Annotated in this window: 12 protein-coding genes; 1 reads left to right on the forward strand and 11 read right to left on the reverse strand. The window is 42.1% G+C overall.

The window, feature by feature from the left end:
- Window positions 1–227 precede the first annotated feature (227 nt).
- From ACZ43M_RS23165 to nadE, 6 genes are all read right to left on the reverse strand, one after another.
- On the reverse strand, window positions 228–962 hold the full coding sequence (locus ACZ43M_RS23165; protein WP_464504866.1) for an amino acid ABC transporter ATP-binding protein: 735 nt from the start codon (window positions 960–962) through the stop codon (window positions 228–230).
- A 169-nt stretch (window positions 963–1,131) separates the two neighbouring features.
- Window positions 1,132–1,827 (reverse strand): amino acid ABC transporter permease, encoded by a 696-nt coding sequence (locus tag ACZ43M_RS23170; RefSeq protein ID WP_464504868.1) that lies wholly within the window; start codon window positions 1,825–1,827, stop codon window positions 1,132–1,134.
- Window positions 1,814–2,647, reverse strand: a complete 834-nt coding sequence (locus ACZ43M_RS23175; protein ID WP_464504869.1) for an amino acid ABC transporter substrate-binding protein — start codon at window positions 2,645–2,647, stop codon at window positions 1,814–1,816. Before ACZ43M_RS23175 ends, ACZ43M_RS23170 begins: the two co-directional genes overlap by 14 nt.
- Window positions 2,648–2,796: 149 nt before the next feature.
- Complete coding sequence (locus tag ACZ43M_RS23180) at window positions 2,797–4,218, reverse strand: amino acid permease (protein WP_464504870.1); 1,422 nt, start codon at window positions 4,216–4,218, stop codon at window positions 2,797–2,799.
- A 151-nt stretch (window positions 4,219–4,369) separates the two neighbouring features.
- Window positions 4,370–5,569, reverse strand: coding sequence for an MASE3 domain-containing protein (locus tag ACZ43M_RS23185; protein ID WP_464504871.1), 1,200 nt, complete (start codon window positions 5,567–5,569; stop codon window positions 4,370–4,372).
- Between the two features lie 1,179 nt (window positions 5,570–6,748).
- Window positions 6,749–7,570: an ammonia-dependent NAD(+) synthetase gene (gene nadE, locus ACZ43M_RS23190; protein WP_464504872.1), complete on the reverse strand. Its 822-nt coding sequence runs from the start codon at window positions 7,568–7,570 to the stop codon at window positions 6,749–6,751.
- A 104-nt stretch (window positions 7,571–7,674) separates the two neighbouring features.
- On the opposite strand from nadE, the gene ACZ43M_RS23195 reads away from it, so the two are divergent.
- Window positions 7,675–8,187 carry an acyl-CoA thioesterase gene (locus tag ACZ43M_RS23195; RefSeq protein WP_464504873.1) on the forward strand — a complete coding sequence of 171 codons (513 nt, stop codon included), beginning with the start codon at window positions 7,675–7,677 and terminating at the stop codon, window positions 8,185–8,187.
- Window positions 8,188–8,218: 31 nt separating this feature from the next.
- On the opposite strand, the gene ACZ43M_RS23200 is transcribed toward ACZ43M_RS23195, so the two are convergent.
- The 5 genes from ACZ43M_RS23200 to ACZ43M_RS23220 form a co-directional block, all read right to left on the reverse strand.
- Complete coding sequence (locus tag ACZ43M_RS23200; protein WP_464504874.1) at window positions 8,219–9,220, reverse strand: DUF3231 family protein; 1,002 nt, start codon at window positions 9,218–9,220, stop codon at window positions 8,219–8,221.
- Window positions 9,221–9,332: 112 nt separating this feature from the next.
- Window positions 9,333–10,307, reverse strand: a complete 975-nt coding sequence (locus ACZ43M_RS23205; protein WP_464504875.1) for a cation diffusion facilitator family transporter — start codon at window positions 10,305–10,307, stop codon at window positions 9,333–9,335.
- Window positions 10,308–10,437: 130 nt separating this feature from the next.
- Window positions 10,438–10,671 (reverse strand): hypothetical protein, encoded by a 234-nt coding sequence (locus ACZ43M_RS23210; RefSeq protein ID WP_464504876.1) that lies wholly within the window; start codon window positions 10,669–10,671, stop codon window positions 10,438–10,440.
- Window positions 10,672–10,748: 77 nt separating this feature from the next.
- Window positions 10,749–11,750: an AI-2E family transporter gene (locus ACZ43M_RS23215; RefSeq protein WP_464504877.1), complete on the reverse strand. Its 1,002-nt coding sequence runs from the start codon at window positions 11,748–11,750 to the stop codon at window positions 10,749–10,751.
- A gap of 104 nt (window positions 11,751–11,854) precedes the next feature.
- Window positions 11,855–12,826 (reverse strand): polysaccharide deacetylase family protein, encoded by a 972-nt coding sequence (locus ACZ43M_RS23220; RefSeq protein ID WP_464504878.1) that lies wholly within the window; start codon window positions 12,824–12,826, stop codon window positions 11,855–11,857.
- Window positions 12,827–12,886: the final 60 nt, after the last annotated feature.

A 12,886-nucleotide genomic window follows, 5' to 3' on the forward strand; every position in this document is an offset into this window, starting at 1 on the left:
GACTTTCAATTCAGCATGAGGCATCAGTCCTTCCTTGATGCTTATGTACAGTATGTAATACGAACAAAAAAGGGAAAAGTTTCACTATTTTATGGTAAAATTATGTTATTTTCCAAGATAATAGTTTTGCAAGTTTCCTAGTTATAATTATACCTAACCTTTCCAATATTCGACAGTAGATAAAAATATTTTACAAAAAAAATGCTTCAGCAAAAAGCTGAAGCACCTTATTGAATCATATTCAAAAACTTCTTTGTCCGTTCCTCTTTCGGGTTGGTGAAAATCTCCTCCGGCTTGTTGCGTTCAACCACCACTCCGCCGTCCATGAAGATGACTTCATCGGCCACATCTCGGGCAAAGCGCATTTCGTGAGTCACGACTATCATCGTCATCCCCTCTTGGGCGAGGTCCTTCATTACCTTCAACACCTCACCGACAAGTTCAGGGTCGAGTGCCGAGGTGGGTTCGTCGAACAGCATAACTTCAGGTTCCATCGCCAAGGCGCGGGCGATTCCAACCCGCTGCTGCTGCCCGCCTGATAATTGGGCTGGATAGTAATCCATTTTATCGCCGAGACCAACTTTTTCAAGCAGCGCTGATGCTTTTTTCCGGGCCGTGTCTTTTGACTCGCCTTTGACAACGACCGGTCCCTCCATAACATTTTCAAGCGCCGTTTTATGCGGAAACAAGTTATAGTTTTGAAATACCATTCCGGTTAAACGCCGGAACTGGGCAATATTTTTTTTCGGAACAGCTTTAGAAAAATCAAGGCTCTTACCCTCGATAGAAATGACGCCACTCGTTGGAGTCTCGAGTACATTGAGGCAGCGGAGCATGGTCGTCTTGCCGGATCCGGACGGGCCAATCACAACGACAACCTTCCCCTTTTCCACCTCAAGGTCAATCCCTTTTAAAACCTCAAGCTGATCGAATTGCTTGTGTAATCCTTTTATTGAAATCATGGTATTACTCCCTTTTTTCTTTGGGACTTGTTAATGCGAAAAGCGATTCGCAAATAAAAGCGGTAAATTCGCAAATAAAACATTAAAATTCGCAAATAAAAGCGTAAATGCCGCAAATAAGCTTGAAAGTACGAGCATAAATCATATAAAAATCGTTAATTTTCGCTCCCTACACATACCTATCCAACCGCTTTTCCATGTACTGCTGTAAAATTGATAGGAAAAAGCAGATAACCCAGTAAATGAATGCTGCCTCAGCATAGACGAGCAAGAATTCATAGTTCCGGGAGGCGATTTCCTGGGCGCGGCGGAACATTTCCGTCACCAGCACTAGCGACGCAAGCGAAGTATCTTTAACAAGACTAATAAACGAATTCGATAATGGCGGTACCGATACCCTTGAGGCCTGCGGCAGGATGATTCTTTTTAAAGCCTGGGTATAGGTCATGCCGATGGAATAGCCTGCTTCCCATTGGCCTTTTGGAATCGACAGAATCGCAGCACGGATGATTTCCGAAGCATACGCGCCCACGCTTAAGCTGAACCCGATGACCGCAGAAATAAACGGTTCGAGTGTGATCCCGACATTCGGCAGCCCGTAAAAAATAATGAATAATTGCACCAATAATGGTGTGCCCCGAATGACGGAAACGTAGACTCGGGCAATGCCTTGCAGGAGTTTCGAATGTGAAATCCGGGCGAGTGCCGTCAACACTGCTAAAATTAATCCGATAACAAACGAAATTAGTGTTAACGGAATCGTGTTCATAATAGCTCCCTCCAGCATCGGCCAGAGGGAGTTTTTTGCAATATCGATGAGCTTTTCGGCCCGTTCAGGGTCAGTAAAAATACTACTTAAGTACATCTTCACCAAACCATTTCTCGGAGATTTTTGTGTAAGTGCCGTCATCTACCATAGCTTTTAATGCTTTATTGACCTCATCAACAAGGGGGTCACTGTTCTTTCTGAACATGAACGCGCTGGCAGAAGCATCGTCACTAGTAGCTGCAATCTTGATCGGTGCATCTGGTCTTTGCTTCATATAATCAAGGTAGGAAATTTTATCATTAATTGTTAAATCCACACGTTTCTGAGTGAGGAGTTCGACGGACTGTTGGAAGCCCTCCACTCCGACAATATTCGCACCATACTTCCTAGCCATATCAGCATAATTGCTTGTCAGCGATTGCGCAGCATTTAATCCCTTAATGTCTTCGAAAGCTTTTACCTTGTCGTTATCCTTCGATACAATTAATACCGCAGCAGATTTAATATACGGATCAGAGAAATCGTATTTTTCCTGGCGGTCCGGGCGAATTCCGACCTCATTGGCAATCATATCAAAGCGCTTGGCATCCAGTCCGGCAAACATTCCATCCCACTGGGTTTCCTTGAACTCCACATTTACACCGATACGCTTCGCCACTTCTTCAGCTAACTCAACGTCAAAACCGGTTAATTTACCGCTTGTATCATGGAATGTAAATGGAGGGTATGTACCTTCCGTTCCGACAAGGATCTTTCCATCATCCTTGATTTCGGCGAGTAAATCTTTATCATCGGCTTTTTCTGCCGTTTTGTTATCGTCCTTGTTTTCATCCTTTTTGGCATCATCCTTGCCGCATGCTGCCAAAAGTAGCATGAAGCTCAGTAATAACGCAAATAGCACTGATAATTTTTTCATTCCTAAATCCCTCAATTCTTAGTTGTTTTATCGGATTTTCATTACCACTGATAATGGTAATACAATAACTTTATTCTGTCAAAGAAGTTAATTTAGGGTTATTTTTCCCCTTTTTTAAAAATAAAAACCTATCGAAAAATATCGATAGGTTATACTAAGGCTTCTTTTTGTTTGACTTTTGTCTGTTTTTTCAAAATTGGCCGGCAGAAGAGAATACCACTTACTATTAACAGGACGCCAAAGCCAAATGTTTTGAGGTCGCCCGAACCGGCAATGATGACCCAAGTCGAATAAATGGTGGCGATTAAAGCGATGATACCGTCGCCCACTCTTGATTTCCCATTTTCGTATGTTTCGCCAGACACCACCAGCTTCAACTGATACACCGAAGAAATGAAGTAGGGTACCAAATACGCCAATGTTGCAATCAAAATCACAAAGTCAAATGCTCCAGAAATCGATTTGGAAATCGTTGAAAATACAAAGATTTGCGCTAATCCATTTGTTAATAGCAGTGAATAGGACGGCAAGCCCTTTTTATCTTCTTTTAAAAATGAAGGCAGGAATAATCCTTGCTTCGCAGCTTGATATGGCACCTCTGCACTTAACATGACCCAGCCAATCGTCGAGCCAAACAAGCTAACCAATCCAACTGCCGCCAATACTTTTCCGCCTAGAGGTCCCAATACAGTTTGAATCGCATCAATTAATGGCTTTTCTGAATGAACCAAGGTATTCTGGTCCAGCATCCCCATTGCTAATGTGCTGATACCGATATAAATCGCCAGTGCGATAAATAAGCCGAGAATCGTTGCCCGTTTAACATCAGTCTGTTTTTTCGCTCGGCCGGCGAACACCATCGCAGACTCAATCCCGATGAACGCCCATAACGTATTGACCGCGGCGCTGTTAATTTGCGACAACATGCCGATAGCTTGTCCCGCTTCGTCCAGTCTCGTTGCTGCCATCGGGAGGATATTGCTTTTTTCAAAGGCAAACAAACCGACAATAATAAATAGAAAGAAACCGACTACTTTTGCGGCTGTGGCCAGAAAGTTTAATTTTCCGGCGCTTTCCATTCCGCGTAATATGATAAAGTGGATGCCCCACAAAAGAATTGTACAAATGATAAAGGTTAAGCCGTTCCCAACTTTAACCGTGAAATCGCCAACTGTAAACCATGTTGTCGTACTGTTTAGAATTGGAAAGAACGTCGATAAATAACTGGCAAAGGTCATGATGACCGCGACAATCCCGGCCAGGTTCCCGACCCAATAGCCCCATGAAGACATAAATCCTGACAATTTCGAGGCTGTACTGCCTTCCTTAAATAGTGCACTCGCATAAATTTGCGGACCACCCGTTAGGTTTGGCTTACGAATTGCTAAGTTACCGAACACAAGAGCAATCGTCAAAACACCAAAACCGGTCAACAGCCAAGCGGCGATGACACCAGCAGGGCTTGCTGCTTCCGATAACGACCTTGGCAGCATAAAAATTCCTGATCCAACCATATTTCCAACGACCAATGCCGTTAATACCCATAAACCTAATTTATTTGACTTCCCCATGATGTATATGCCCCTCTCGAAGAGTTCATTTCGCTTTAGTATGCTAATATATTAAAGGTCAGTGTGCACATCTGTCAACGAGAAATTTTACCAAGCTAAAGTATTAGAGAATTAAAATAATTTAGCAAAAAAAATGTAACCCATTACAGGATTACATAACAGCAAACTTTGCTTTTTTCTTGCCTTTATCTTTTACAGCAGGCTCCTGATAGAATCCCGTCATCTCAATAACTGAACCGAGGACCACTTCCTGTTCAAACTCGTCGAAACCAGGTTTAATCGAGATTAGCAGCGTTTTATCAAAATGATCTATTTCAAAAACTGTTTTCTCTTGAAGACTCAAAGCCAAACGGCAATATTCATGGATGATAGCTGGATTAGCAATGAATATTTCGCCCACCGACTTACCGATTATCTCTTCTTTTTCAATGTGCAAATGCTCGAGTAATTCACCCGCGCCATACGTAAAGACAAATTGATTGCCCTTTTTGACTGCCTTAAAAATAAAACCTGGCATTTCGTTGATTAACTTTTGGTGCTCCAGTTCCGCTCGCTCGAACTCTCCTTTTTTAAAATAAAAGCCTTTTAAAATATAGTAAAAGCCGAACGCTTTAAAAATATGCCCGGTAAAATTATCGAGGTCAAACACACTGCGGTAAATTGTAAAAATTAAACTGGTTAACAGCAGAAAGAACAGTGCCAGGGCAATCGACAGCTTCGTTTCGCTTTTTTCAATATGATATTGGTAAAGGGTGAAAATGAGCGCGATAAACTGAATAAAGCAGACAAAATATTCGATTCCGTTTTTTAATAAAGTCGTTCCCTGCCCTTCAATTACTAAAAGGGGAAGGCTTTTTTCAAACGTAAAGACCACAGCTCCAACTGCAGCTATGATGAAAGCTGCCAACAAAAACATGGGAAAACGGTAATCTCGTCTTAATTTCCTATCCGGAAGCAGCAGGATCGCTAAAATCAGCAGCGCTTGAATGGTTCGTGCTGATACCCAAAACCAGGTAGCTTTGGCCACTGTGCTTTGTGTGAGGAATAACGGCATTCCTTTAAACGTTAAGGTATGCAGCATATCCAACGTCCCGACAACCAAAAAGGTAAATGACAGCAGCAGCATCTGACTGGACTGTGACTTTCCAAAGTTTTTAAGTCCATATAACATGATCGCGGAAGAGGTGGAGATGCTGAAGCTCTCAAGCAGCGTATGCAAACCAACGTAATTGTCCTGGTTATAAAATAGATTGATTTGCTGCTGGAACAGATGGACGCCAAGCAGCAAAACGATTGCCATAGTCGAATAGACCAGAAATTTGCTTTCCGTTAATTGGGGGGACTTCAACATTAACACCACCTTAATTTGCCAGACTTTTTCTTGATTTTATTATAGACCCGGGAAAGCCTCCATCACGTCTAATTTTATAGAATTTTTGTGAATATTTTAAAAACGATTTCATTCCTCTGCCATAGCCTTTTTGATTCTGGAGATTTGCTTGTATTTATCTTGTTCGCTGTTTAACGAAATTGATTGATTACAATAGCGGCTCCTTTGGCATCCAGCAGCATGGTAAAATACTTAGTGTAGAATAGGCCGGCCATAAGTAGCAGAATAGATGTAATTATTACAAGCTTTTTCACAGTGAATGGCCACCTTTCCGGATTTCTATTGATTTCCATTATAAAGTTGATTTGTTTGAATGTGGTTTAGTGGTTGTGAACGTTTGAGGGAGAATTTGTGGAAAAATAGAGGCATTGTTGGGATATGGGTTTAAATAAGTATGGTATTTGGGTTTTTTCTTTGGTTAGGCACCATGAAATTTAGAGTCCTTATGACAAGTTCCATCTGGTTTTCTTTCAAAAACTTTATATGACACTTTCTCATAACACCTCCCGCTTGGTTTTCTTCTCAAATGCGTTATGAAACTTTATCTCATGACGCGTTTCGCTTGGTTTTCTTCTCAAACGCGTTAGGAAACCTTTTCTCATGACGCGTTTCGCCTGGTTTTCTTCTCGAGCGCGTTATGAAACCTTTTCTCATGACGCGTTTCGCCTGGTTTTCTTCTCAAATGCGTTATGAAACTTTATCTCATGACGCGTTCCACCTGGTTTTCTTCTCGAGCGAGTTATGAAACCTTTTCTCATGACGCGTTTCGCCTGGTTTTCTTCTCAAATGCGTTATGAAACTTTATCTCATGACGCGTTCCACCTGGTTTTCTTCTCAAACGAGTTATGAAACCTTTTCTCATGACGGGTTCCTCCAGATTATCATCTCAAAGGCGTTATGAAACCTTTTCTCATGACGCGTTCCACCTGGTTTTCTTCTCAAACGCGTTATGAAACCTTTTCTCATGACGCGTTCCTCCAGATTTTCTTCTCAAACTCGTTATGAAGCCTTATCACATGACACGTTCCCCAAAATTATCTACTGAAACGCGTTATGGCACCCGATCCTATTAACCGAATGATAAGTACTTTTAGACTTCTAAAAAGGACCACCCATTCAAGGCGGCCCCTTCCCTTCATATTACTTCCACCAATCATCAAACATGCTGGCTGGCATTCTTCGTTTATGTTCGGTCATTAAGTAGCGTTTTTCAACTTTCCCGGCAATTTCCGGCGAGACCGTCTTTCCTTCTAAGTAATCGTCAAGCTCATCATAGGTGATTCCAAGCTCAGTTTCATCCGCTTGTCCTGGTTTCTGATCAAGTAAATCAGCAGTTGGAACCTTTAGATAGAGACACTCATCAGCACCAAGTTCTTTCAGCAGCGCCTTACCTTGCCGCTTCGAAAGACCAGTCAGCGGCAGCACATCAGCGCCGCCATCACCATATTTCGTGTAAAACCCGGTCACAGCCTCTGCTGCATGGTCGGTCCCTATCACGAGCAGTCCTTCCATGCCACCGACTGCATACTGGGCGATCATCCGCATCCGTGCTTTCACATTACCTTTTTGATAATCGCTTAAAGGAGTGCCAAGAGTGATCTTGTCATACTCTTTCTGTACCTCATCAACTGCAACTTTTATATTGAATACAAGCTCGTTGTCCGCACGAATAAATGCCATTGCGCGCTTGGCATCTTCCTCATCCTGCTGGACACCATACGGCAAACGTACCGCAATAAACGTCGCATCGGTTCCCTCATTGCGCAGCTCTTCAACTGCAAGCTGCGCTAAACGTCCTGCCAATGTAGAATCCTGGCCCCCACTGATGCCCAGTACATAACCTTTTGCCTTCGTCTTCAGCAGATAACTTTTTAAAAAATCAATCCGTTTGCGAATTTCATCCTTCGGTTCAATGTAAGGGGAAACGTTTAAATCATTGATAATTTGTGCCTGCAAACTCATAGAGTTGAGCCTCCTTTTTTACAACATTGTTACTGTTACTGTACCACAATTGCTTCATTTTCACTAAAAATAGGGGTACATTATAATGAGGAGGATTGAATAAAATGGATACAAAAACATGCAATGAATCAAGAGTGGTCCGAACGGGCCGGGTGTTTCCTAACGATGTCAATAACCACAACACGCTGTTTGGCGGTAAGTTGATGAGCGATATGGACATGGTAGCGTCCATTTCAGCAACAAGACATTCCAGAAAAGAGGTTGTCACAGCCTCGACCGATTCGGTTGATTTTCTACAGCCAATTACCCAGCAAGATTCTGTCTGCATCGAATCATTTATCAGCTGGACAGGCAACTCGTCAATGGAGGTTTTTGTAAAAGTAATTGCTGAAAATCTCATTTCCGGCGACCGAAAAATTGCAGCAACGGCGTTTTTAACGTTTGTCGCCCTTGATGAAAACGGCAAGCCAACCCAGGTGCCGAGAATCATCCCGGAAACAGATGAGGAAAAAAAGCTGTTTGAAACCGGTAAAGAACGCGCAGAGAAACGCAAATTGCACCGGAAGAGCAGTAAGGAACTGGCGGCTTATTTTACAACAGTAAAGCCTTGGGAATAACAAAAAGGTTCGCGGACATCATTTCGCGAACCTAATCTATCTTTTGGAGATTCCGTCTGCTTGGAGCATGCGGTGGGCTCTGGAACCAGCCGCGATCCATCATAATATTCGCCCCTTTAGCACTGTAAAGAAGAACCTCAGCAATGTATTTTTGATAATGCATTGCTAGATCAGACCTCATCGACAGCGACAAGGCATGGCCCAATAAAGCAACATCAATACCATTTAAAGAATGAAACAACGATACGATAAGCCGGTCAGAAAAAGGGTTAACAGTTGCATCGGTTACTTCCATCGAAGTGGAGACGTTCCCGAGCAATTCCTCCTTAAGCAAAATATCACTAAAGGTTCTAATTTGCTGTTCGGAAATTTTCTTTCCCTGCTTAATGTATTCATGGATTTCCTTATCCTTCACGACCTGGAGCAGCCCCATACACAATAAGATTGAAAAATAATTTCTCTCTGTGTTAAAAAATATCTCGGTAATTTCCGCAACGTTAAGCGGACGCTTTTTACCAATACCACTTAAATACGAAAGATTTTCCACATATTCTACTTCTGTCGGATAAGGAATCATTGGTGGACGGTCATATATTCCTTTTTCCAACATTAACTCTGTAGATTTTTTGTATAAATTCGATGATTCATGCATCATACTTACAAAAAAGTCCAAAACATCATGTCTGGCAACATTAGCCGTAATAAAACTCGTATTAATCATCGTCAGGCGGCTCAGTGAATAAACGAAGCTGAGTCCAAACATATCGTAAAATAACGGCGGGGCAGATAAGTCAAGGTCATTATCCGAGAAACCAACCGGCAAAGCGATGCCTTCATCCTGAAAGAAGCCAGAGATCGTTTTCAGATGTCCATTGGAAATCTGATAGGCATCCTCTAGAATCATCTTTATTTGGTCATCTTGATTATGATGATTAAAATAGGTGAGCAGACAAAGGGTCATGCTTTCCTGGAAATAAACCGCCCATAATCCGGCAATTTCTGCACTTGACAGCCTGATATTGTGCTCAACCATTCGCGAATGCCCCCTAGAAAATATACTTCAAACGTAGATTTCCAATAAATAGACTTTATTATTCGTCTGGAAATATTTCAGCTTAATCTGCAATTTCGATTTCTGAGGATTATTATTTTTCAGGCTGTGCCTGGTTTTCCTGCCAAGTCATGACGCCATCTTCTTCATCAAACTCAATCTTGACATCGACCACACCGTTTTCGGCAATAATTTTTTCATGGAGACGGTCTTTGATGTCATCAGCCTGGGCCACTGTCAGACTCGGGTCGACCTCAATTTCCAGCTCGACGTGCAAGTCCTCGCCTTCCTTGATGACGGTAATTTCCTGAATATCCTTTACATCTGGATCGGCCATGACCATGGTGCCAATTTTATTTTCCATTTCTTCATCAGCCTGGCCAATAACGCCTGCCGCATTGTCCAAAAACACCCGGCCGACCACAAAAAACATCATCAGCCCAATTAGAATGGAGGCAATTCCCTCAAGCCGGTGAAAATCAGTGAAATGAGCAATTACAACCGCTAGGATCGCCAAAACGCCGCCCATCGTCGCGACCGTGTCTTCCATAAACACAAGCTTGGTAGCCGGCTTTGCCCTGCCCAAATTGGCGAAGCTTTTGGCGAACACACTCGGTCCGCTTGCCTCCACGCCGACTTCATGAAGAATTTCCTTCGAGGCTTTGTATAAAACAAAGGTTTCCAACAGGGTCGCAGCCCCTAATACGATAATGTTGATAATAAAGCCACCGGACTTTGTCGGATGAACGGCGTGGTGGTAGCCCTCTTTAATCGTTTCAAACGCCATAATCCCTACGATTATCACTGCTCCTAGCAACACCAGATTGACCAAACGGCCAAACCCATTTGGAAATTTTTCAGTTGGCGCCTTTTTACTTAATGCTGATCCGAAAAACACAAAGAACTGGTTTGCGGCGTCGCCCAAACTGTGCATCGTTTCCGCAAACATCGCAACATTTCCGGTAAACATATAGGCAACACCTTTAATGATCGCAATAATCGTATTCACAATCGCGGCAAGCATTGCCGACTTATTTCCACGTTTTAATAATCGAAGTATTTCTCCCATGTTATCCCCTTTTCTTTTGCTGGTATTAATTTTAATATTTTCTAAAATATGATATTTCATCAGACCAAAGACTTCAAGAAATTTCTTCCAAAAAAAGAAAGGGACCTAATTATAAGGCCCCCTGCTTAATTTATAGATTTCTCAACACCAAATATAACCTGCTTGTCCGTTCGCTCTTCTCTTCTTCAGATGCCAAGTCATATTTTTTCAATAAATGAAACACCTCGTTGAGGATGTCTTGGGTGTGTTCTTTAGCGAAAAACTCTTCAAATAATGGCACCATCTCTTGAGGCAAAAATTCTTTCTGCGACTCGTATTTCTTTTGCACATCTTCATGGGTATGGTCTAGCTTACATTCACTCATGAAAAAATCCTCCTATTAACTTGATAACCATAGCATACCATTTTGCACTCCAAACAAAAAAGCCCAATAATGGGCTTTTATTTTTTCTTCGTCTCCGTAACCTCTAATACATCCAACAAGAACACAAACACCGGAATCCCGACGATCAGTCCCCAGACTCCAAAGAAGTGCTCAGAGAAAATCAACACAATGAATGTATAGAAGACAGGAAGATTGGTTTTCGAACTCATTAAGTTTGGATTCAGAATGTACGCCTCAATCGCATGGATGATGGCGATTGCAATACCGATATACAAAACTTTAATGAAACCGCCGATACTATAGGCAATAATCGTTAACGGTATCAACGAAATGATGACCCCGGCAACTGGTATCAGGCCAAGGATGAAAATCATAATCGATAGACCGCCAAGCTGCGGGAAATCCATCAGCCATAGTGCCAATGTGGTGAGCACACAGTTAACTACCGCGATGATTAGCTGGGCCTCGATTACTTTACCAAACGTTCTTACAAATTTTTGCGCAAAGAATTCAATTTCCACATAAATTGAAGCAACCTTGCTGCTTCTGAATTTCCTGGTGAATTCAATCAGACGTGGTTTTTCCAATAAGAAGAATAAACTTAACAGCAGCGCCAGCAGAACTTGCAAGCTGATCTTGCTGATATCAGTAAAATACTTAAACAGAACGGTGACACCCTGTTCCAGGTAGCTTGAGATTTTTTGTTCATTAATTTGACCGATAATATAATTCAATATCACATTATCATGTTTTGATGTATAAAAGGCGGTCAACTGCCTAATTAACTGGGTAATTTCGCCAACAATCATCGGCAGGTACATGACCAACCCATAAGAAAGCAAGCCGACAATCGTGGCATACGAAATGACCACCAGCAGCCTGCGGTTAAGCGGAATTTTTTTTTCAATGAATTGGACAAGCCGATCCATTAAAAAGGCAAAAATAAATGTCAGTAATATCAAATTGATCATCGACTTCATCGCATACAAAGCAATCGCAATGAAAACAAATATTAAAATTCTTTTGAAACTGCTGCTTTGAAAGAGTTTATTTATCATCGGCCATTATCAAACCCCATTATTCTGACTATAATCCACAAAATTCGAGGAATTACAAATTAATTATAACAAATTGTATTTCAAATTGCCCTATTAATGTACAACTAAAATTGGACAGCAACCATGGAACTGTCAATAGCTTTACATTCAAAGCCCTGCTGGGTTAAATAGTCGAGCAGTTTCGGCAGATGTGCCAGTGTTTCCCGCCGTTCATGGAGCAAAATGACAAGCGGTCCAGGATGATTGGCCTTGGCATTGATTTGCTGGATGACTGCATTGACAAAACGCTCATCTTTATAATACCAATCCTTGCTGTCGATATTCCAATCCCACATCTGATAACCATTGGCCGCCACTGCCGCTTTGTATTCATCAGTCATATACGGTGAACTGCCATATGGAGTTCTCATTAAGAACGAATCAATACCTGAAATTTCAAAAAGTGTATTGCGATTTTGGTTTAACTCCCCGACAACTGAACCTACTGACGCGTAAAATACATCCTTTCGGTGGGACACGCTATGCAGCCCAACAGCTTCTCCCGAGTTGACCATTAATTTAACCGCATCCGGGTGTTTACGAATATTGCCATCAATCATGAAAAACGTTGCTTTAGCTTTGTATTTCTCCAATAAAGCAATAATCTCTCCACTAAATGCTGACGGACCGTCATCAAAAGTCAGATAAACCGTTTTACTGCTAATAGCCGGTTGTGTCGTTACTGGCTGAGTTTGGTTAGTATTGTTGTTGGATTCCGTTGGCGTTGTTTGAGGAGCAGTCGTATTTGGAGCTGGAGCTGTTGTGGCTGTTTCAGTTGGTGTAGATTCCGGCTCTTTTTGCTTTGAATCCATTGCTTTTTCCTGTGGCTTTCGGTGCATCTCTTTTTCACGCTGTGCTGCATGAACGTTGGCAGCTACAGCCGTCTTGATTGTTTCATTTTTTGCATGATTGCTAGTCTTACCGGCGGCATTTGCCTGGAAGTAGTTCGTCACAAGCACAATAGTAACCATTAAACCAAACATTACAGCGAGTGAGATGGTCCCCTTAACCAGTCTTTTTCGCTTAAGTTCTCCCATTTTACATCCCTCTTTGATGGTTTATTTCCTTCACCATTATAGACGATAAATCGACGATTG

Source organism: Neobacillus sp. B24, from assembly GCF_055381825.1.

Bases quoted from the DNA above. Each gene is read 5' to 3' on its own strand.
- ACZ43M_RS23165 (WP_464504866.1), bottom strand. From the start codon at position 962: ATGATTTCAATAAAAGGATTACACAAGCAATTCGATCAGCTTGAGGTT.
- ACZ43M_RS23170 (WP_464504868.1), bottom strand. From the start codon at position 1,827: ATGTACTTAAGTAGTATTTTTACTGACCCTGAACGGGCCGAAAAGCTC.
- ACZ43M_RS23175 (WP_464504869.1), bottom strand. From the start codon at position 2,647: ATGAAAAAATTATCAGTGCTATTTGCGTTATTACTGAGCTTCATGCTA.
- ACZ43M_RS23180 (WP_464504870.1), bottom strand. From the start codon at position 4,218: ATGGGGAAGTCAAATAAATTAGGTTTATGGGTATTAACGGCATTGGTC.
- ACZ43M_RS23185 (WP_464504871.1), bottom strand. From the start codon at position 5,569: ATGTTGAAGTCCCCCCAATTAACGGAAAGCAAATTTCTGGTCTATTCG.
- nadE (WP_464504872.1), bottom strand. From the start codon at position 7,570: ATGAGTTTGCAGGCACAAATTATCAATGATTTAAACGTTTCCCCTTAC.
- ACZ43M_RS23195 (WP_464504873.1), top strand. From the start codon at position 7,675: ATGGATACAAAAACATGCAATGAATCAAGAGTGGTCCGAACGGGCCGG.
- ACZ43M_RS23200 (WP_464504874.1), bottom strand. From the start codon at position 9,220: ATGGTTGAGCACAATATCAGGCTGTCAAGTGCAGAAATTGCCGGATTA.
- ACZ43M_RS23205 (WP_464504875.1), bottom strand. From the start codon at position 10,307: ATGGGAGAAATACTTCGATTATTAAAACGTGGAAATAAGTCGGCAATG.
- ACZ43M_RS23210 (WP_464504876.1), bottom strand. From the start codon at position 10,671: ATGAGTGAATGTAAGCTAGACCATACCCATGAAGATGTGCAAAAGAAA.
- ACZ43M_RS23215 (WP_464504877.1), bottom strand. From the start codon at position 11,750: ATGATAAATAAACTCTTTCAAAGCAGCAGTTTCAAAAGAATTTTAATA.
- ACZ43M_RS23220 (WP_464504878.1), bottom strand. From the start codon at position 12,826: ATGGGAGAACTTAAGCGAAAAAGACTGGTTAAGGGGACCATCTCACTC.